Annotated in this window: 19 protein-coding genes and 1 riboswitch; of the genes, 9 read left to right on the top strand and 10 right to left on the bottom strand. The window is 52.6% G+C overall.

Annotated elements, in window-relative coordinates; translation table 11 throughout:
* Positions 1-3: 3 nt before the first annotated feature.
* The 6 genes from ppk1 to CCALI_RS02430 form a co-directional block, all read right to left on the bottom strand.
* Positions 4-2,091 carry a polyphosphate kinase 1 gene (gene ppk1 / locus CCALI_RS02455; RefSeq protein ID WP_016481888.1) on the bottom strand — a complete coding sequence of 696 codons (2,088 nt, stop codon included), beginning with the start codon at positions 2,089-2,091 and terminating at the stop codon, positions 4-6.
* 71 nt (positions 2,092-2,162) lie between these two features.
* Positions 2,163-3,602 carry a DUF512 domain-containing protein gene (locus tag CCALI_RS02450; protein WP_016481887.1) on the bottom strand — a complete coding sequence of 480 codons (1,440 nt, stop codon included), beginning with the start codon at positions 3,600-3,602 and terminating at the stop codon, positions 2,163-2,165.
* Positions 3,603-3,802: 200 nt separating this feature from the next.
* On the bottom strand, positions 3,803-4,444 hold the full coding sequence (locus CCALI_RS02445; RefSeq protein ID WP_044948791.1) for a hypothetical protein: 642 nt from the start codon (positions 4,442-4,444) through the stop codon (positions 3,803-3,805).
* A 167-nt stretch (positions 4,445-4,611) separates the two neighbouring features.
* The gene (locus tag CCALI_RS02440) at positions 4,612-4,848 is read right to left on the bottom strand and encodes a hypothetical protein (protein ID WP_016481885.1); all 237 of its coding nucleotides are present in this window, start codon (positions 4,846-4,848) and stop codon (positions 4,612-4,614) included.
* Positions 4,849-4,877: 29 nt separating this feature from the next.
* Positions 4,878-6,182, bottom strand: a complete 1,305-nt coding sequence (locus CCALI_RS02435) for an Nramp family divalent metal transporter (protein ID WP_016481884.1) — start codon at positions 6,180-6,182, stop codon at positions 4,878-4,880.
* Positions 6,183-6,218: 36 nt separating this feature from the next.
* Entirely contained in the window at positions 6,219-6,452 is a 234-nt protein-coding gene (locus tag CCALI_RS02430) for a hypothetical protein (RefSeq protein ID WP_016481883.1), read from the bottom strand.
* Between the two features lie 462 nt (positions 6,453-6,914).
* Positions 6,915-7,086, bottom strand: a riboswitch (M-box (ykoK) riboswitch).
* Between the two features lie 133 nt (positions 7,087-7,219).
* Here CCALI_RS02430 and nagA point away from each other — a divergent pair.
* The 5 genes from nagA (at position 7,220) to CCALI_RS02405 (ending at position 11,774) form a co-directional block, all read left to right on the top strand.
* Positions 7,220-8,377 (top strand): N-acetylglucosamine-6-phosphate deacetylase, encoded by a 1,158-nt coding sequence (nagA, locus tag CCALI_RS02425; protein WP_016481882.1) that lies wholly within the window; start codon positions 7,220-7,222, stop codon positions 8,375-8,377.
* Between the two features lie 81 nt (positions 8,378-8,458).
* Positions 8,459-9,646, top strand: coding sequence for a LacI family DNA-binding transcriptional regulator (locus CCALI_RS02420; protein WP_016481881.1), 1,188 nt, complete (start codon positions 8,459-8,461; stop codon positions 9,644-9,646).
* A 73-nt stretch (positions 9,647-9,719) separates the two neighbouring features.
* Positions 9,720-10,520, top strand: a complete 801-nt coding sequence (locus CCALI_RS14705) for a DUF1559 family PulG-like putative transporter (RefSeq protein ID WP_016481880.1) — start codon at positions 9,720-9,722, stop codon at positions 10,518-10,520.
* Between the two features lie 66 nt (positions 10,521-10,586).
* Positions 10,587-10,775 carry a hypothetical protein gene (locus tag CCALI_RS02410; RefSeq protein ID WP_016481879.1) on the top strand — a complete coding sequence of 63 codons (189 nt, stop codon included), beginning with the start codon at positions 10,587-10,589 and terminating at the stop codon, positions 10,773-10,775.
* Between the two features lie 9 nt (positions 10,776-10,784).
* Entirely contained in the window at positions 10,785-11,774 is a 990-nt protein-coding gene (locus tag CCALI_RS02405) for a tetratricopeptide repeat protein (protein WP_016481878.1), read from the top strand.
* Here the strand turns inward: CCALI_RS02405 and CCALI_RS02400 are convergent.
* A complete protein-coding gene (locus tag CCALI_RS02400) occupies positions 11,771-12,829 on the bottom strand; it encodes a protein-glutamate methylesterase/protein-glutamine glutaminase (protein ID WP_016481877.1) in 1,059 nt (352 codons plus the stop codon). The two genes, CCALI_RS02405 and CCALI_RS02400, sit on opposite strands and share 4 nt — an antisense overlap.
* Before the next feature lie 284 nt (positions 12,830-13,113).
* A complete protein-coding gene (locus CCALI_RS02395) occupies positions 13,114-14,235 on the bottom strand; it encodes a hypothetical protein (protein WP_016481876.1) in 1,122 nt (373 codons plus the stop codon).
* Positions 14,236-14,447: 212 nt separating this feature from the next.
* Here CCALI_RS02395 and purN point away from each other — a divergent pair, with 212 nt between their 5' ends.
* The 4 genes from purN to CCALI_RS02375 are packed head-to-tail and all read left to right on the top strand — an operon-like array spanning position 14,448 to position 17,437.
* Complete coding sequence (gene purN / locus CCALI_RS02390; RefSeq protein WP_052572313.1) at positions 14,448-15,119, top strand: phosphoribosylglycinamide formyltransferase; 672 nt, start codon at positions 14,448-14,450, stop codon at positions 15,117-15,119.
* A 16-nt stretch (positions 15,120-15,135) separates the two neighbouring features.
* Positions 15,136-15,810 carry an OmpH/Skp family outer membrane protein gene (locus tag CCALI_RS02385; RefSeq protein WP_016481874.1) on the top strand — a complete coding sequence of 225 codons (675 nt, stop codon included), beginning with the start codon at positions 15,136-15,138 and terminating at the stop codon, positions 15,808-15,810.
* Positions 15,811-15,821: 11 nt separating this feature from the next.
* Positions 15,822-17,012: a sensor histidine kinase gene (locus tag CCALI_RS02380; RefSeq protein WP_016481873.1), complete on the top strand. Its 1,191-nt coding sequence runs from the start codon at positions 15,822-15,824 to the stop codon at positions 17,010-17,012.
* Positions 17,009-17,437 (top strand): acyl-CoA thioesterase, encoded by a 429-nt coding sequence (locus CCALI_RS02375; RefSeq protein ID WP_016481872.1) that lies wholly within the window; start codon positions 17,009-17,011, stop codon positions 17,435-17,437. The genes CCALI_RS02380 and CCALI_RS02375 overlap by 4 nt, the downstream gene beginning before the upstream one ends.
* Positions 17,438-17,484: 47 nt before the next feature.
* On the opposite strand, the gene CCALI_RS02370 is transcribed toward CCALI_RS02375, so the two are convergent.
* Positions 17,485-18,303, bottom strand: a complete 819-nt coding sequence (locus CCALI_RS02370) for a succinate dehydrogenase/fumarate reductase iron-sulfur subunit (RefSeq protein ID WP_016481871.1) — start codon at positions 18,301-18,303, stop codon at positions 17,485-17,487.
* Positions 18,304-18,322: 19 nt separating this feature from the next.
* Positions 18,323-20,131, bottom strand: coding sequence for a fumarate reductase/succinate dehydrogenase flavoprotein subunit (locus CCALI_RS02365; protein ID WP_016481870.1), 1,809 nt, complete (start codon positions 20,129-20,131; stop codon positions 18,323-18,325).
* Positions 20,132-20,288: the final 157 nt, after the last annotated feature.

Raw genomic sequence — 20,288 nt, 5'->3', positions numbered from 1 at the left:
CTCCTATACATTTGCTAATCGCTGTAGCAAGATACGTTGCGAGCTTCTTTCGGCTTCCCCAAGAGCTGGGTGACGTCGTGTGTAGCATCCATCGGGGTGGAGGTCCCAGGCTTGAATGTTATCTTCGAGCATGATCTGGAGGACCTCTAGGAGCTCTTTACGATTGTTAGGGTCAAGAATGGGAACAACTACTTCGATACGGCGATCGAGATTGCGCGGCATCCAATCCGCGCTGCCAATGTAGATGTCTTCACTTCCGCCATTACGGAAGTAGAAGATTCGGCTATGTTCTAGGAAGCGCCCTACGATGCTGATGACTCGAATGTTCTCGGATAGCCCAGGTACACCTGGGCGAAGGCAGCACATACCGCGAACAATAAGATCAATTTGCACGCCCGCTTGAGATGCTCGATAGAGGCTTTGGATGATCTCTGGGTCTACGAGCGCATTCATTTTTGCAATGATACGCCCTGGGGTATCAGGGCGATGGACAGAGATCTCTCGTTCAATAAGCTCCAACAGGCGAGATCGGAGATTAATGGGAGCCACGAGGAAGCGACGATAGTTTTTTTGATGAGAATAACCGGTAAGGTAGTTAAAAAGCTCAGTAGCATCGGCGCCGAAGTCGTCATCGCACGTAAGAAGCCCGATATCCGTGTAGACGGTGGCGGTACGAGGATTATAGTTTCCGGTTCCGACATGAAGGTAGCGTCGCAGGCCATGTGACTCTCGGCGCACGACAAGAGTCACTTTGCAGTGTGTCTTAAGGCCGAGCAGCCCATAGACCACATGAACGCCGGCGTTTTCCAGCTGTCGCGCCCAGGTGATGTTATTTGCCTCATCAAAGCGCGCTTTAAGTTCTACAAGACAAGCCACTTGTTTTCCATTAAGGGCGGCGTCCATGAGAGCGTTTAGGATAGGCGAGTCGCCGCTGGTGCGGTAGAGGGTGTGTTTGATAGTGAGCACGTTCGGATCGTCTGCAGCGGCGCGCAGAAAGTCGGTAACGCAGTCGAAGGACTGATAGGGATGATGAAGCAGGATGTCTTGTTTCTTAATTGCGTCGAACGGGTTTTGGGCACCTCGCAGGGCTGGGGGAATAGATGGTGTAAAAGGGGGATCGCGTAGCTCAGGGATATCGAGCGAGGCGATAGGCATGAGATCGTTAAGAGCGAGCGGGCCATCTACAGTGTAAACTTCTTCTTCCAAAGCTTTCACTCCGGCTATAATCGTACGACGAATCTCGCAAGGCATTTGACTGGAAAGCTCCACGCGCTCGACCTCACCAAAACGGCGACGAACGAGGGCCTCTTCGATGAACTCAAGGAGGTCGGTTGCGACGTGTTCTGGTAGCTCGAGGTCGGCGTTACGCGTGATACGAAAAGGATAGGCACCTAGTATCTCCATACCGACGAAGAGCCGGTCGAGATGCGCCATGATCAGCTCTTCTAGGTAGATGTAACGGTAGGTATGGCCAGGTACGGGTACCATGCGAGGGAGCGTAGAGGATTCAGGCACTTTAACACGGGCGAAACGTTGTTGACCCGATAGAGGGTCTCGAACGATGACCGCCAAGCTAAGACTTAAGTTCGATATATAGGGGAAGGGGTGGCCGGGATCCACCGCGAGCGGGGTTAGCACAGGGAAGACCTGTTTTTCAAAGTAGGTTGTTAATGCCGCTTTTTCTTTATCACCGAGGTCCTGGTAACTATCAATATGGACACCGTGTTGGGCTAGGCAGGGGAGCAGGGCGCGATAGCAGTCGTACTGTGCTTTAAGAAGCGGCTCGAGGCGCGCTTTGATAGCACGAAGATCGTCGAGATAACTCTGTTCGGTGGGCAGTTTGCCGGTTTCTTGGCTCACCCGTTCGCGCATGCCGGAAACATAGATCATGAAAAACTCATCGAGATTGCTACTAAAGATGGCCAGAAACTTCAAGCGTTCCAGCAGTGGATTCCTGGGGTTGTTTGCTTCATCGAGTACACGTGCATTAAATTCAAGCCAGCTCAGTTCCCGATTGAAGAAAAGGGGTGACTGAACTTTTTGTTTCAATCTACGGTTTGGTTTGCGGCTTTCGAGCGGTTCGTGCTGCATGGAAGCTGCCCCTCATATAAGTACGTATCAGCGCTAGAAACTATTTTTCGATTTTTGTCAACGACTAGTAGTCACGAGGTTTGTGCGTCCAGCTGGTGTTCTGCGAGATGTTCGTTTACAACCCAAGCTGATCCCTGTGTTTTAGGGGAAGCGGAGTAGGAAGGAAGCAGACCTAGAGCAGAGGCGAGCGCGCGTGGCGAGTTGCCTACGATCTGAAGGTCGAGGCCCGATAGTTCTCGTGCCTGTGCGACGGTAAGGTCATCGAGAAAGAGGGTATTATCCCGAAGGCAGATACTCGGAATAAATACCGTTTGACGGCAGTCAGGAAACTGCGCGAGGTGATGAAGAATATCTTGTGCTGTAAGGAGTCCGGCGATGTGTATGTTGCCTCCAAAGAAATGGTTTTGAACCACACAGACGTTTAGCTCGATTCCCTCAATACGATTAAATAGAGCGGCCAATTGCTGGATTTGAGCGGCGGGCAGCTCGGCCGTAACAAGGGTAGCGGAAACTGGGTAAGGCGCTTTGCGAGGCAGTCGTGGTGCTATACGACGCAGTTCTTCGAGGAAGAGGCGCATGGTGCCGATGCCGTCTTCTAGTTGAGGAAACTCTTCATAGTGCGCGCGACCCGGATAGGGATATTGAGCTACGTAGTACCACTCGTCGCCGAGCCATGCGAAGCGAGTTCCTAGCATTTTACGAAATCGGCGTGTATGACGTTGTACTTGCGCAATGAGCGTACGTGCATAGTCTCGATCGGCACAGCGAAGCGGCGTAAGTTTTGTGCGGAAACGGGTAAGCCCTACAGGCACAATGGCAACGGAGCAGACGCCAGCTCGCTTGCCGGTGATAGCACGATGTTCTGCGGCAAGTTCAACAAGAGTCTGATCGAGCGCGGGACCATCGTTAAGATCGGGGCAGAGAACGATTTGGGCGTGGACATCAATGCGGTTATCTGCGAGCATGCGTAGTTGGGGCAGAATAGGAGCTGGCTCTTTTCTGCCCAAAAGCCGGCCACGTAGGATGGGATCGGTGGCATGGACGGAGACATAGAGGGGGGAGAGGCGCTGTTCAAGAATGCGTTCCCACTCCTGTGTGGTGATATTAGTTAGGGTAACGTAGTTGCCATGCATGAAGGAGAGTCGAAAATCGTCATCCATGAGATAGAGAGAGCGGCGCATACCTTTAGGTTGTTGGTGAATGAAGCAGAAGACGCAGCGGTTTTTGCAGGTATGCACCTTATCACCAAGTTCATGCTCAAATTCGAGACCTAAGTCCTCTTCAGGCTCTTTGTATAGCTCGAACTCTAGTTCATGTTCGCTCCGTTGGATGGTGAGACGCAGCTGTTCCTCTGCAGCGTAGAATCGATAATCCAAAATATCGAGTATCTGTTTTCCATTGATGCGTTTTAGCAGGTCGCCCGGACGAATGCCGACTTGTGCAGCTGGACTGTGGGGTACCACCTGCGATACAACCAGAGCATTGAGATTTTTTACAAAGATTTCTGACATAGCAGGATCTATTTTACCGGAAAAATGATTTTTTCGCGAGATGGAGAGGGGGTTAAGGGGCGAAGAGAATGGTATACCTTGATCGGGTGCTGCTAGTGCTGTATTGAGTGCCTAGAACCCTTCAAACATTTAAGCAACTGAGCAAAAGTAGAAAGGGTGAGATACCCATAAGGGTATCTCTAGATAGGAGTTACAAGCCACTATTTAAACAGCTGCACGCTCCAAGTGATGACGGCATAGGGAAAGAGGCGATGGTGGCCATGATTGCTGATGTAGACAGCCGGATTGAGACTGAGGTTTGGGGTGAGGTAGTAGGTGCCACCGATCGTGCTGGCATTTTCCCCTCCACCTTGGTGGTCAAGCATGAGCGTGAAGTGCGAGGATATTTGGTACCCAAAGCCGACGATAGGCTCAGTACTGTGCCCTGTATATATTGCGCCTAATACCCATTGTTGACGGCCCGCATTGGTACCAAACTCAAACAGTTCTTGAGGCCCGCCATGGGAGATGGGCCAGTTTAGAAGACCTGTGGTAACAGTGAAACCGGTTTTGAGTTGAACAAGGGCATACTGAAAGTTTATTAGATCTTCTTGTGTGGGAGTGAAGTTATGGAACCAGTCTATTGAAAAATTTTTTGTGAGCCCAAGTTCGAACTGAGTCTGCCAAGGGGTACCGATGTGAGCATCTTGAGCTTGGAGGGTTATGCTGAGTACGCCTTTGGGGTGGGTTGGCGGAGTTGGTATTTGGTTAAGCCCGATTACATCGGCATGGGCTTGCGGTTTTAAGGCGCAGAGGATGCCGAGGAGGATTGGGCAGGATGCGAGTTGAAAGCGTTTCATCATTTCATCTCTCCTTTGACATATCTGTTTTTGGGGTTACTTCGCACGAAAATTACTGTATAGAGAACTCTATCGTCCCGAATTTTTACAAGCATAGGTATCTATAGGACATCAGTAGGTGGTAACATCCCAACTTTTTTATGTTATTGTTCGGGACGATAGAGGGCAATCTAGCTATGTGGGCCGTGGCTGCCGAAGAGGTGCATTTGGACAATAAGGCGATAGAGCAGCAGCAGCCCCATAATGATCAGGTAGGCTCGAAGGGTGATCAGAGAGAACTTCACGCTGCGGCTCATGGGCATAGGCCCGGCCTTCTCGGGATCGCACTTCTCTTCCGGTTCATCCTCAAGCGGATGAACCACATAGTAGACAAGATTGTCATTGTTTTTCAGTTCAGACACGGTCATTTTTTAACCTCCTTGACACTAAATTGTTTTTAGGACGATGCGGGAAACAGGTTCGGTGCGATCACTTGAGCTGCGAGGATAAAGGAGAGCGCGAACAACAGGATGATAATGATCCAGTTGATCCAGTTGTTCCAAGGCTTATTGGTGAACTCTTCTCCTAAAAGCTCGCGATCGTTGAGCAGCAGTTGCAGGAAGACGATGGCGGCAGGGAGCATAATGCCCGCGAGCACCTGCACGCTGATAATGATAAGCTGCAGTGGGGCTCCTGGGATGAGGACGATACCTGCTGCCAAAAGCACGCAGATGGCATAGATGCTATAAAAGCCTGGCGCTTCCTTAAATGTCGCATTGAGGGTGTGCTTCCAGCCTTTCACTTCTCCAAAAGCCCATGCGCTAGAAAGAGAGACTGCGGTAGCGCCTAAAACGGCAGCATTGCACATGAGCAACAGAATGGCGTATTTCACGAAGGGGCCAATAATTGGCCCAAGCGCCACAGCCATTTGAGCTGGATCCGTATAGTTGATATGGTGCCGATAGGCCGCATCGCCGGCAAGCATCATGCAGCCAGCCACAATAATGGTAAAGCAGGCACCAAGAAAAGTGTCTAGACGTTCCCATTTAAGATCGGAGAAGCGAAGGCGTTTATCGGCCACGCAGGACTGTTGGAAGAAGAGCTGCCACGGTGCGATCGTTGTTCCCACCAGGGCGATAACGAGAAACACCAAGTTTGACGTGAGGCCTCCGGGCGGAATGTTGGGTACGATCGAGTCGTGGACAACTTGTTTGGAGACAGGATGGCAAAGCATTGCGACAATGAGCCAGATACTATCGAGTAGGCAGAGAACGATAGTGGGGCGCTCCCATCGCAGGTAGTGACCAGTAACAACTAGCACGATCAAGCCAATGGCGAAGACCGGTACGGCGATATAGGGGCTGACGCCCATTTTTTCCCAAGCCAGAGCAATCGCTGCAAACTCAGTGACGATGGTTAGAAAATTAACGATGAGGAGATCCATCAGGGAGAAGAACCCCCACCATTTTCCAAATCGCCGATAGATCATGGCTGCATGGCCTTGACCGGTGGCGATTCCAAGCCGTGCTACCATCTCTTGAACGAAGTAGGTAATGGGCAGGAGCAGAAGGAGTACCCATAAGAGGTGGGTTCCATACTGCGCTCCTGCCTGCGTGTAGGTTGATACCGCTCCGGCATCATTGTCGGCCTCCATAACGATAAGCCCAGGCCCAAACACGAGAAGAAAGGTGAGTAGCTCCTTTTGCCAGCGGTGACGTACCACATGGCCTTTGGTTTTTGTTTGCTCTTTAAGAATAGTCATTTTCTCGTCCTCGCATTGCTGTTATTCACCTTAAGCTTAAACTGCAGCTATGCCGATGTTTTGCGGTCGACTCAAGGGTTCCCATTCGGCGGGTTCTTCCGTTTGCGTCTCCATCAAGTCGTTTGCGCGATTGGGGGTATGAATGGGCTGATGGATCGGCTGGGGCTGAGACGCTTCCAACAGATAGGTAAGCGGAGGTGCCTCTGCGGCAACCACCCATTTGGGCACCAGCTGCCCCATTTCATTCTTAAACCAGACCATTTTGAGCATAGTGCGCCCTCCTCTCTAGCTAGTTGAGGTCGATCTTATCCCGTCGTGCGCTGCCTTAACAGGCGGGAGTAGGCGCGTGTTACATGAATGCATGAATGGAGGAAGAAATCATTCATGCAAGATGTAACACACTGCGGTCACCTGCCTAGAAGGCGGCGCACGCGGCGTTTTAGAAGGAGGGACGGGCAAGAGGTAGAGGTGAAGAGAGGACATACCTCGCACGTCCCGTCGGCCCTGCCGTGAGCCGAGCGGGAGTGCCAGGTAATAACCTATGAGGCTAGAGAAGCATTCCGTCGGCTACACGGCCAAGTTGTGCTTTGCCTCCTTCATGCGGAGGCTCGATACTGTTGGTATCCATAGTGCTACAGATATCTCCGTGTGCCAAGGGCTTTAAGACGTTTACGACGCAATAAAGCCCGCCTTTTGAGCGAGAGGCGGGCTTTGTACTCGAAGCTAACGTCCACAACAACCCACTCGCTCAAGATTTGGCACCGCGTACCCTAGAGGCTTAAAGCCTCAGCCACGTTAGGTAGACCCTTCAAACGGGAATACCTGTTAAACCCTCCTTGTGTCTCTGGACACGAAAGGGCAGTGGCATCTATGTATGCGGGAGCCTCACCTATCGAGGTGAATTCCCTTTTTCGATTATCGGCGCGCCAAGTAGACTACGCCAGATTTTCATACGAAGTATACTAAATCTGAGTTCCACTTGTCAAGTCAATTTCGCCATGTTTTATCCCACTCTACAGACGATCAGGAGGTTTACAATGCGTATTTTGGCGAGCGTAGCTGCGGATGCCCTATCCTTTAGGGAAAATGCTCTTGTATCGCTTGAAGAGGGCCGAATCCGTTCGGTTGAAACTTGGAACAATGCGACCACAGCGCAAACGGGGGACTTGGATGTGCGCAGGTGGAGACTTGTTCCAGGGTTTGTAGATATCCATGTTCATGGTGGGGCGGGGCGCTCGGTAATGGAGGCAGATGAGGAGGCGATACAGGAAATTTCGTACCATCTTGCACAGCATGGAGTGACTAGTTTTTTACCGACAACGATCACCGGCCCTCGAGATCGTTTAGCATCCGTTTTAGAGGTAGTCACTCGTCTAATGCAAAGTGGGGATTACGAGGGGGCTCAAATTCTCGGTTGTCATCTTGAGGGGCCTTATATCAATCCGCAGAAAAAGGGGGCACAGCCCGAAGCGTACATTTTGGAGCCAGATGGTGGTGATTTCTTGCGTTGGGCTGGGCCCTATTTGGAAACGGTGCGGATCATGACGCTGGCGCCGGAGTTGCCGGGTGCGGAACAGATGATGAGTATCTTAGCGACAGCAGGAGTTATTGTATCTATTGGGCATACCAACGCCACCTATGTGGAAGTTGATAGGGCTATTGGATTTGGAGCACGTCATGTAACGCATTGTGGCAATGCAATGCGTGGTATGGAGAGCCGAGAGCCAGGGGTTTTGGGGGCTGCACTCGCCCGATCAGAGTTAGTGGCAGAGCTGATTTGGGATAACATCCATGTGCATCCTGCCGTTTGTAAAGCTATTATAGAGGCAAAGGGAGCACACGGGGTTATCCTGATTTCCGACGGTATTCCGGGGGCGGGCATGCCAGATGGATATACCTTCTCCTTGGGCGATCTACCCGTGGTGGTAGCTAGCGGTGCAGCGCGTTTGCCGGATGGAACTTTAGCCGGCAGCTTATTGACCCTCGATCGCGCATTTTCCAATGCAGGAGACTATGACTTACGGAAACGTACCTGCATGTCATCCTATAACGCCCTATGCGCTTTGGGGTTGAATCATCGAAAGGGGCGCATCGCCCCTGGCTATGATGCCGACTTAGTGGTTTTAGATGAAGAGGGAACGGTACGCCTGACGATAGTAGGGGGGCGTATCGTTTACGATAAACGGGAGAATTAAGCGAAAAAATTCAGAAAAACGCTTGACAAGATCTGGAATTGGTGATATAATGAGTCTATACTACTAGGTAGCTAGGAAAATATGTCATCGCAGTTGTTAAAGCCAATGACGGTTGAGCTCGGAGCCGTGCGTGTCGTGAGAGACGGGCCTTTGCCGCGTCATCTCCAAGTAAAGCAGATTCTTCGCGATCTTGTGCACCGTGGGGTGTGGAAGGCGGGTGACAAAATACCGGCGGAGACAGAGATCGCTAGCAGTTTGGGAGTCAGCAAAATGACGGTGAATAAGGCCATCTTGGCTTTAGTAGAAGAGGGGCTTTTCTACCGAGAAGTGGGACGAGGCACCTTTGTGAAGGACACTTCTGCTAGTGGGGTTCGTACGCATCGTAAACGGGTTTCCGATTGGCCTCGCCGTCAAACGTCCACCATCTATCATGTGATAACGGTGGGCCCTACCGAGATGGTTGCTGACAACGAGTACCTTTGCGCGCTCCTGTTAGCGATGCGCTGTCAGGTAAGTCCCCTAGAGGTAACCCTGATGCTTCAACAGGTGCGTGGGCAGGATTATGTGCGTTTCTGGCGCGCTGATCATAGTGCTGGTTGGATCATTGTAGCGCCGCGCCAGGAGGACGTAGAGGGACTGTATGCTCTTGCTGCAGAGGGAGCAAGAGCGGTGGTTGTTGGAGCATCCTGGCAGGGTGTGCCGCTTCCCTGTGTGGATAGTAATAACCGCGAAGGCGCGGAAATGGCCGTGGATTACCTATTTCGTTTAGGGCACCGCAAGCTTGGTTTAGTTTATGCCGAGCCAAATGCGATCAACACCCAAGATCGAATTCTTGGTTTTCAGGCCGCCTTACAAGCAAAGGTTTTGCCGTTTCGGCCGGATTGGATGATAGACGCTGGAACTCCAGAGGGTATTGCGGAATCTGCCCGCTCCAGGCTGCGTGAGCTTCTTAGCGCGCCGGAGCGTCCAACAGCCTTTTTGGCTGCCGGTCCCTTTTTGGCGCGGACTTTGCTGGAGCTTGCTCAGGAAGAGGGCATAAGTGTTCCGGAACAGCTTTCTATCGTTGGGTTTGACGATCCGACGGCGATGGCTCAGGCAGTACCTAAGCTAACGACCGTTAAACAACCATTGGAAGCTATGGGACGAGAGGCGATCAAAAAGCTGCAGGAGATGCACGCGAAAGGCATGATCAAGCTCACCGAGCCTGATCGAGTCTTTCTATCTTGTAGCCTCGTCACACGTGAATCGACGGCTCCGCCTCCGCCATAAGGCGTGAACGAACCACTGTCTGTGCCAAACAACAACGCACAGAGCTATCAAAAACACTATAGGAGGTATGGTAATGAAAACCAAAAAGGCGTTTACATTGATCGAATTGCTTGTTGTGATCGCAATAATAGCGATTCTTGCAGCAATTCTGTTTCCGGTGTTTGCGCAGGCACGCGAAAAAGCGCGCTCGATCTCATGTCTGTCAAATCTCAAACAGATCGGGCTAGCGACGATGATGTATGTGCAAGATTACGATGAAACCTTCTTCCAGCTGCCCTGGCATCAAAACCCTGGAGACACAGGATGTCCCCCAAACCCGAACGCTCCCTGCCCAACTGTATGGTGGAGCGATCTACTGATGCCCTATATTAAGAACCAGCAGCTCTTCAGCTGCCCTAGCAATAGCGATACGCTATTCAGTACGTGGGGATATACTCCACCTAACTATCGTGTAACGTATGGTTTGAGCGATTTTATTTTCGATGAAAATAACGATCAGGGAGGACCTTATACTTTAGCTCGTCTTCAAAGCCCAGCTGATTTAGCGATTATTAGCGATGATCGTTATGGATGGAATTGGCATACCTGTCAACCAAACGGTACAGGAGGGTATGCCTTTTATTGGGATTGGTCGGATCCTCTATCCATATGGGCTGGTTATGGCGACTTCAAGGGGAATTCGCGAAACCCGCGTCATTTCAATGGACAAAACTTCGCTTATGCCGACGGCCACGCGAAGTTTGGCGTGCTGAGTGTTCCTGCACCAGATGCTGGACAGGGTTTTGCAAATGGGTTGTACTACGGAGCCTTTCGTAGTGCCAAGGTGTACGACCAGAACTACAGCGACAAAGGTTGTAGCCAACCAACGAACTAGCAGCCGATCTAAAAGCATAGGGAGGATTCCATTCCTCCCTATGTAATTAGCTCTAGGAGAAGAAAAATGCGCCAGAACGTGAACCCGGTTGTTGCTGGGATCATATTTGCTGTGATCGTCGTTATCCTGATCCTTATCGGGATCAAGGTGTTTGGAGGAGGAGGCGGCTCAAAGCCGCAGCCGATGGACTATAAGATTCCGCCGCCCGCGGCTAGTGCCGCGCACTCGGAGATCAAACATCCAACTTCCCCTTAGATAGGAAGAATGGACTCTACGGCTCGGATCAAGGGCGGCCTTATCGTCGCAGCTTTTCTTGTTGGCGCTGCACTCTGGTTCCGGATGCGCTTTACTGAGCCCACCCTTCTTATGCAGCGCTATATGGAGGCTGTTCATCTTGCGGAGACTGGCGACTACGAAGATGCCATTGCCATTTGGCGGCGTCTAATGGTGGAGTATCCCTCTTTTCCTTACACCTACTTTCAGCTAGGACGTTTTTACACGAAAACCGGACATGCCGCACAGGCCGTTCCCCTATTGCAGAGCCTCGTAAGTGAACATCCCACGTTTCCGGAGGCACAACAGACTTTAGCAGAGGCCTGTTTGGCAATAGGTGATGGACAATGCGCCTTACAGGCCGCGAAACAAGCTGTGGCCCAATCGCCCCATTCGGGGACAGCTCATGATCTACTCTCTGCTGCCTATGGTAAAAGTGGTGATCTTGGGGATTGTATCCGAGAAGTTCTAACGGCGGAGCGTTATGCTCCCTCCAATGCAGCAATATGGCTGCATGGAGCCAACATTTTCCAGCAGGCGCAAGACGTCCGTCTTACAGAGCAGCAGGCACGACGTTGTATTCAGCTCGATCCTAACAACGCGCGGGCGTGGTACCTTCTCGGATGGGCACTGAACAACGAGCCAGGAAGACCAGAGAGCCTAGAGGCGCTGCATGCCCTACAGCGTGCAACTGCGCTGCAACCACAAGATCCTCTTGCGTTGGCGGAACTAGGTGCTGTCTACTTGAAGTTGCAAAGAAATCGTGAGGCCGTGCAGACTCTGTTGAATGCTCTTCATGTTACCGCTGTTCCCGATGCGAATGGGGGCTACAGTCAGAAGCATCTTCTAGCTCGCGCGCGTGTAGCTCGGTTACTTGGGATCGCGTTTTTGCGAATGCATAAGCCGGATGCCGCACAGAAGATGTTCACGGAATGCCAAGTTCTTTCGCAGAGAGCAGATAAGGCACCTATTAGGGATTAAGCACTCATGGGGGGCCGCATGTTTTCTAGAAGGCGAACAATCTCTTGCGCGATGCGCGGCAAGGGGAGAACGAACTCGGCAGCTCCCAGCGCGATGGCCGCTCGCGGCATCCCGAAAACGACACTTGTTGCCTCGTCTTGAGCGATGGTGAGGGCCCCAGCTTGCCGTAGTTGATAAAGCCCACGGGCTCCATCCTCTCCCATACCGGTAAGCAGTACGGCAATGACGTTGGCCTTGGCGCTATCTGCAGCCGAGTTGAAGAGGGCATCTACGGAAGGCCGATGCCGATTGACCGGCTCGGATTTTTGGACCTGAACATAATAGCCTGTGTAGGCACGATGCAGGGTGGTTTGAAAGTCACCTGGAGCAAGCAGGGCGAGTCCAGGTTGAACTCTGTCGCCATCTTGTGCCTCCTTTACATGGAAGGGGCATAGCTTATCGAGGCGCTGTGCGAAGGAGGACGTGAAGCCAGGAGGCATGTGTTGTACCATGACGATGCCGGGAATATTAGGGGGAAGTGAGGTGAGGATTTCGCGTATGGCCTCCGTGCCGCCGGTGGAAGCGCCGATGAGAATCACTTGATGCATGAGCTGCTGAGGCGCTAGTTTCGCTACGAGCGCCTCGGATCTACTTGCTGATCGGCGAACAACGCGAGCAGAGGCGGCAGCCTTCACTTTTGCAAGTAGCTCTAGGGCGGCGTCGTTTGACGTGTTGAGCTGTTGTAGAGTAGGCTTTGGGAAGAAATCTACTGCCCCAAGCTCCAGCGCTTTAATCGTTGTTTCGCACCCATGTTGGGTTAGGGAGGAGACCATGACGACAGGCAATGGATGGTGGTTCATGAGATCGGCTAGGAAGGTTAGCCCATCCATATGAGGCATCTCAACATCGAGCGTGAGCACGTCGGGCGAGAGCTCTTCAATTTTCTGTGAGGCTTGTAGGGGATCTGAGGCGGTACCCACCACCTCAATTTGTGGGTCGGAGGTAAGCAGCTTAGTGAGCAAGAGACGTATAAGCGCGCTATCGTCCACAATAAGAACTCGAATCCGTTTCTCCATACAAGGAGAGCCTCCCCTTGACTCCGTGAAATCTACTCTATTGTTGGCTATGTGCGGAGGGGTCTTAAGTGTGGTTCTTCGTAAAATGTGCACTGGGGTAGGGGCGCAGGGCTAGTACGGGCGCAACGCCTTGCGTCCTCCATTCGCACCTGTTTGGCTGGGCTAGCGGATGAGATTGCGGCTGGCCCTATTGCCAGTCGGCCGCTGTAAACCAGCCATGCGACTCGGAGGCAGCCTCGTCTGTCGCGCCAGAGCAAAGCCGCCGGCTTAAGGCGCACGGTCGTTTACTCATACAGTTTGCGGAAGACTCCTGCAAATATCCAGCCGACGATGACCACGATGGGTGACCAACCCATAGCGAGGTGGGCTATGAGCTGCAGTGGATTGGTTTGTACTCCGGCGAAAGGGGCGAGCCATTGCGCATCGAGGTGTCCAAGCCATGCCGGCTGAACGACCAGGAGCGACAGGCTGCCGACGATGAGACAGCCCATGAGACCAGGGTTCGTGTTATGGCGCAGTAGGGAGAGGATAATGTAGATGACAAGACCAATGAGAGGACCGAAGAAGAAGACGAGACCGATGACCAAAGGGAGATCGTCAGGATCTTCATCGAACCAGGGCACCACCCGCATGACGGGCAGCAGGAGACCTCCAAGAAACTGCGCGAGCAGCATGGGCGCCCAAAACAGATGTTTCTGATAGATGGGGAATAGCCCGGCAAAAGCGAGGAGTAGGGCAAGGACGGCGGCATAGCGGGCGGTGATAGGCCAAGGATTTGGCGGGGCGTAGGCCTCTAGCTCTTCCGCCGCAGTTGGGCGTGGAGTTGGTTGCGTAGGTTGAGATGGCTCTTGTTGAGGAAGAGGAGTTATGGAAGGCGCCGACTCAGCGGATGTTGACGTTTGAGATGGAAGGTTGGATGCTGGTGGCAGAGAAGTTTCCGTTGAAGCTTGGGGGGCATCGGCAACCGCAGGGGCCTGGGTTTCAATGGTTTCCTTTTGAGGTAGCTTAAGGTTAGACAGAACCGAGGCGAGCGGATCAGGAGCTTTATTGGAGTAGGCCGGGGCGGGCGTGTTGTCTATGGTCGTTTTCGATTCAAGAATCTCCGAGAGGGAGGCCACGCGGCGGGACGGAGGAGGGACTGCGGGAGGGGGGCTATGTTTTGCACCACCAAAAGCAGGAGTGGAATGCTTTTTGGCTGGTGGAACGATGGCCGGAGCGGGACGATGTGCTTTAATGATCTCCTTCTTTTGGGGGGGCGTTACCGTGGAATCGGCCACAGGCACGCTCTCTTGGGTAGCCTCTGTGGTGGTTTGTTCTGCGGTTTCTTGGGTCGGCTGTAGAGGAAGACCACAAACGCTACACCGATCGGTGGTGGTGCTTTCCATGCCGCAGTGTTTGCAGATCATCGCTAAAATCTATCTCCTCACCCAAATTGAGGGAAGCCTATCCTTGCTGAAAACGGCCCTTACCTCAGTTATTATAGCATAGTTCATTTCATCGGCACGAATTGGCCTTTGGATACGCTAGAATCTTCTAACACAGCGCTTTACAGAGCGTCTAAGAGAACGGGTGATCTCGCGTTAACACGTAAGGGGCACCTAGTCGGGGGGAACGCAGCTTGACTGAGATTTTGGAGCCTCTGGGAGAGGCACAGATAGCTGTATTCGTGTCGGGAGAAGCCCGAGGCAGCAACATGCAAGCGCTGCTAGATGCCTGTATGGAGCAGCGGATTAAGGGTGAAGTTCGTGTTGTGATCGGAACGCGAGCAGAGGCTCCTGCGTTGACACGAGCGCGCGAGGCCGGAGTGGCCGTTCATGTCGTTTCTCCAAAAAAGTATGAGGGGCAAGAAGAAGCGTATGCGCACGCCCTTCTACGCCTGTTGCGCCGCTATGAGATCAACTTAGTCTGTTTAGCGGGCTACCTCCTACGGCTACCGGCGCCGATCGTAGCGGCTTATTCCTACCGCGTGCTTAACATCCATCCGGCCTTATTGCCGCTATTCGGAGGGAAGGGAATGTATGGGAGACGGGTTCATGAGGCCGTCATTGAGAGCGGTATGAAGGTAACCGGTTGTACCGTGCATTTTGTGGATAATGATTACGATACGGGGCCGATCCTCGTGCAGCGTGCGATACCGGTGTTCGATGAGGATACGCCGGAAACGTTGGCCGCGAGGCTTTTACCCGAAGAGCATCGGGCCTATGTGGAGGCTGTGGACATACGCACGTCGAGATGGTTGTGCGTGAAGGGGCGTCGAGTGCTCGTATATGATCCTTTCAAGTCGTGCTAGTAAAGGAGGAAAGAGAGTGAAGGTAACACCGTTTTTACATATGGGCGCATTTACGCTGGCTCTGTTGATTGCGGCGGGAGGACTGCGAGTCAACGCGGGAGATAACCAGAGCGCTTCATCGCCACTGCTCCGGTCTGACATTGCAAGAGTAGATATGCAACGGGTCTATGAGGCCTCAGATGCGCCGACGGTTGTAGAGCAGAAGTATCAGGACGCCATGCTGAAAGCGGCCGATCAGTCGCGCCAAGCGCGGCGTGTGGCCTTTCTCACTCCGGAGGAGCTAGGCGAGTTTTTACATCTTATCACCTTGGACAACCCCACGCCGGCGCAGCAGGCGCGAATAAAGGAGCTGCAGAACCTTTCCGATCAGCGCAGTGCACAGCTGAACGCTCTAATTACGAAGCCGGATAAAGAGTTGACCGCTGCCGATCGCACCACCATGCAGACGCTGCAAGCGCGTCAACAACAGTATCTACAAGACATATTGCCGGGCATTGACAAGGAGCTTAGCGATAAGGCGCTTCAGACGGTGGATGATTGCCGTAAAGATCAGTTAGAGCAGTTACGCAACCTGGTCGCCGAGGTGGCGAGAAAAAAGGGAATTCATGAGGTATGGAGCGCCGACTCCCTCGTCTATTCCGACAACGACATTACGAATGACGTTATTCAGGTCTTGCAGAAGAAACACTAAAGGTAGTGCCCATGCAGAGCGTAACAGCGATGGAGGCTGCCGCCCAAGCTCTTCTCTCTCATCGCCGCAAGCTGTTGAGCGAATGGTGTCAACAGGTTAGCCGAATTTTATGGCATTTAGATCCTTCCTTGCTTGGGCCTCGCGGTGAGCTGAGACAGGCGGTATCCCAAATCTATGACTGTGTCGTGCGGAACCATTTACTTCAACAGTCGCTCGACCCGGTAACAGAAGAGGAGGCGCTTCTGGCGGAAAAGATCGCTGAAATGCCGCTTGAATGGGGCGATTTGGGCGCTTGTTTCAAGACTCTCGCACGGTTGGTTACGAAACAACTTGATTCGATGCCAGAGGGTGGAGCTACAGCCGCCTATCTATGTAGTGCGTGCATTAACGACTTCCTCTTGCGTGCTGCCTCGCTACGCCTGCATAAAAGCGAGGCAATAGAGATCGCTCGGCGTGATGCGGAGGTGGTAAGGCGCCATCAACTCATGCGGTTTCTCTCTAACGCTTCCCACGATGCCCGAGCCCCTCTTACGACCTTGCTAGGTTTTACAGAACTTTTGCAAGAGGAGACCTATGGACCTTTAAACGAGGCACAGCAGACTGCTCTTGGGCATATCTACCACGCTTCCCTCCATCTGCAAGAGATACTTGATAATCTCTTCGATCTGTTGAGAATACAAGATCAACGACGGGAACTTCATCCCAGGGTCTTTGATCTCAACAGCTCTCTAAGGGAGATCGTCGAAATGTTGCAACCGTTAGCTCAGCGACAAGATGTGCAGCTGAGGTACGATGCGAACCTCCCGTCGTGCTGGATTATCGCCGACGAGAGCCTCATACGGCATATTGTCTACCAGATAGTACACGAGAGCCTTCGCTCAAGTAGAACGGAGGGGGTTGTTGACCTGAGAGCCCATGTGGGGGGAGAGGAGCTTATCCTTGTGGTGTCCGATTCGGCGGCACCCATTTCCCAGCAAAAGCTTTCGACCATCTATGGTCTTTCGTTGGAGAGGGAGCCGTATGCTGCTGGAGGTCTTGAGTGGGATTTTGGTCTGTCGTTAGCCTGTCGTTACATCGCATTGCATCAAGGAAGACTGGAGGTAAAGGCCAACGAGGACAATAGCGGCAATGTCTTCACTATACACCTGCCGGTGCGTATTCATGTGGACTACGAGGCGACGATGGAGTCGAACCAGCCATGAAGGGACGTATGCCGCTTGAGAGGGGCTCTCAGACGGAGATTCGTGTTCGATATGCGGAGTGTGATCCTATGGGGGTGGTTCATCATTCGAACTATCCCATTTGGTTTGAGGCTGCACGCAGCACATTTTGCAGAGAGCGGGGCATTGACTACGCACAGATGGAGCGCGACGGCTACGCCATGCCCGTGCTGGAACTGCATTGCCGTTTTATAAAACCGGCGTATTATGAGGACTTAGTCGTTGTACGAACATGGCCTATAGAGTGTCGGCGCAGTTTACTAAGAATGGGCTATGAGGTATGGCGTGGGGAAGAGCTTTTGACGGAGGCCGAGACGTTGCAGATGTTGATCGAGCGGGCGAGCGGCAAACCACGTCGTTTTTCTGAAGCATTGTACGAGCGATTTATGAGCCCAAAAATAGTTTAGCCGGCTACCTCGTTGCTGGTGCCGGCCTGTCACAAAGACACGCTCTTCTACTTTCCGGGACGCGGACTTTTGCTCATAATTTGCGTTGTGCTTTGAGGCACACTGCTCATAGGTTGCTTCTGTTCGTGCTGAATAACGCCAATGCGTCGGAGGATACGAGTAACCGGATCGAAGTAATCGTCAGCGACGCGTTCCTTTAGCGGAATGATGGCGTTATCCGTAATGTGGATATGTTCGGGGCAGACCTCGGTACAGCATTTGGTGATGTTACACATACCGACTCCTGCCTCGCCCACAAGTTGTTCACGCCGATTGAGGTTATCCATAGGATGCATGTCGAGTGCAGCGATGCGAACCATCTGACGAGGGCCGAAGAACGCATCTTGGCGATTGTGCTCACGCAGAATATGACACACATCCTGACATAAGAAGCATTCGATGCATTTACGGAACTCCTGAATGCGGTCTACATCGGCTTGTTGCATTCGGAAGGGTTTTCCTGCAACCTCGGGTTTGGGCTGCAGAGGTGGGATTTTTGCTGCAACGCGATAGTTCCAAGAGACATCAGTCACAAGATCTTTAATGAGCGGGAAGGTGCGCATAGGACCGACGGTAATAACCCCGGAGGGAAATTGATCCACGCGAGTTTTGCACATCAGGCGTGGTTTTCCATCGATCTCAGCGCTGCAAGAGCCGCATTTGGCTGCCTTACAGTTCCACCGGCAGGCTAAGGTTGGGTCAATATGCTGTTGAATATAGTGGATGGCGTCAAGCACAACCATGCTTGGTTGCACAGGTACCTCGTAGGAGACCATGTGACCTCCATGGATATCTCCTCGAAAAACACGGAGGGTAACTTTCTCCATAGGTTTTTCTCCTCATTTCTCACTTAAAGAGCGCTTTCAGGCGTTCGGGCATTTCTGGCAGGGGGCGCGGCTCTATCTTAATGTGCTGTCCATCCTTTACCGCGATAAGGTTGTGTTTGCCCCAGAACTCATCATCGCGGTCGGGATAATCGAGACGCCATTGGGCACCGCGGCTCTCTTTACGTTCTAGGGCGCAGCGTACAATGATTTCGGAAGTTTTGAGCATAAAGCGTATCTCACGTGCAGCATGCCAACCCGGATTGAAGCAGCGATCCCCATCTACATGGAGATGTTCTGCACGTTTTTGCAGCTCTTGAATCTTCTCCAAGGCTTCTAGGAGTCCTTTCTCCGTGCGAGCGATCATTGCGTGTTTTTGCATGGTCTCCTGAAGCTCACGATGGATGTCGTAGGGGTTTTCACCCTCTTTTGTCTCCAGCGGTAGGAGAAGATAGTCTTCCTCTTCGGCGATCTGTTGTTCGTCTATCTTACCCAAGTTCACGGTTTTCGCATAGAGAGCCGCATGTTCACCTGCGCGCTTTCCGAAGACAAGAATGTCGGACAAAGAGTTACCGCCGAGCCGATTGGCCCCATGAAGCCCTGCCGCGACCTCTCCCGCCGCATAGAGCCCTGGTACCGTCGTTGCGCACGTTTCTGGGTCTACCTTCACCCCACCCATGGTATAGTGAATCGTCGGATAGACCTCCATGGGTTGTTTGGTGATATCCACGTCACCGAGGGCATGAAACTGTTCGTACATGCTTGGTAGTTTCCGTTTGATGTAGTCCGCACCGCGATGACTAATATCAAGGTAGACGCCGCCGTGTTCAGAGCCACGTCCCTCTTCGACCTCACGATAGATCGCGCGGGATACAACGTCTCTTGGCAGCAGTTCTGGGGGACGACGGTTGTTCTGTTTGTCGGTGAGCCATCGCTCCGCTTCCTCTTCGGTCTCTGCAAACTGGCCTCGATAGAGCTCTGGCATGTATTTAGGGTTAAACATAAAACGCTCTCCCTTACCATTGCGCAGAATGCCGCCTTCTCCGCGCACTCCTTCCGTCACGAGGATGCCGCGCATGCCAGGAGGCCAGACCATGCCGGTGGGGTGGAACTGCACCATCTCCATATCGAGCAGTTCGGCTCCGGCCTCAAAGGCCATCATCACACCGTCGCCGGTTCCCTCCCAAGAGTTGGAGGTATAGCGGTACATGCGCCCCCAACCACCGGTTGCGAGGACGATGGCCTTCGCTCGAAAAACAATGAAGTTGCCGGATTCGCGATAGTAGCCAAAGGCTCCTACGACCCTATCCCCATCTTTGAGGAGGCGAGTGATCACGACCTCCATGAAGACATCTATGCCGAGGCTGACCGCTTTATCTTGGAGGGTTCTGATGATCTCCAGACCCGTACGGTCGCCTACATGGTTGAGACGACGATATTTGTGACCTCCAAAGGGGCGTTCCGCTATGAGGCCGTCAGGCGTTCGGTCGAACACGGCACCATATTGCTCGAGTTCCAATACACGTTCCGGTGCCTCTTTCGTGAAGATCTCAACCATCCGCCAATTGTTAAGGAAGGCACCGCCCTTCATGGTATCAACGAAATGAACTTCCCAGCTGTCCGGCTCTTTGGTACCGTCGGGCTGATCCATATTGCCAAGTGCTGCGGCGACACCGCCTTCGGCCATAACCGTGTGGGCTTTGCCCAGAAGCGACTTGCAGACCACCGCAACACGACAACCGGCCTCTCTAGCCGCTATAACCGCTCGAAGGCCCGCGCCGCCTGCCCCGATGACCAGTACGTCGTAGTCGTATGTCTCGTAGTTTTCCATGACTGCTGCACCTAGTTTCTAGCGCTCTCAAACCCTTTCTACGTCTATCTAGAATGATAATAGCACAGATCCGACATAAAAGTGAATGAAATGTTAAAATAGGAATTAGAAGTTATTCTAATAGATGGCGCGTCGAGGAACTTGATATTTGAAAGTA

Origin of the sequence: Chthonomonas calidirosea T49 (genome assembly GCF_000427095.1) — a bacterium.
GTDB lineage: Bacteria > Armatimonadota > Chthonomonadetes > Chthonomonadales > Chthonomonadaceae > Chthonomonas > Chthonomonas calidirosea.
This window is presented reverse-complemented; position numbering and strand designations above follow the sequence as displayed.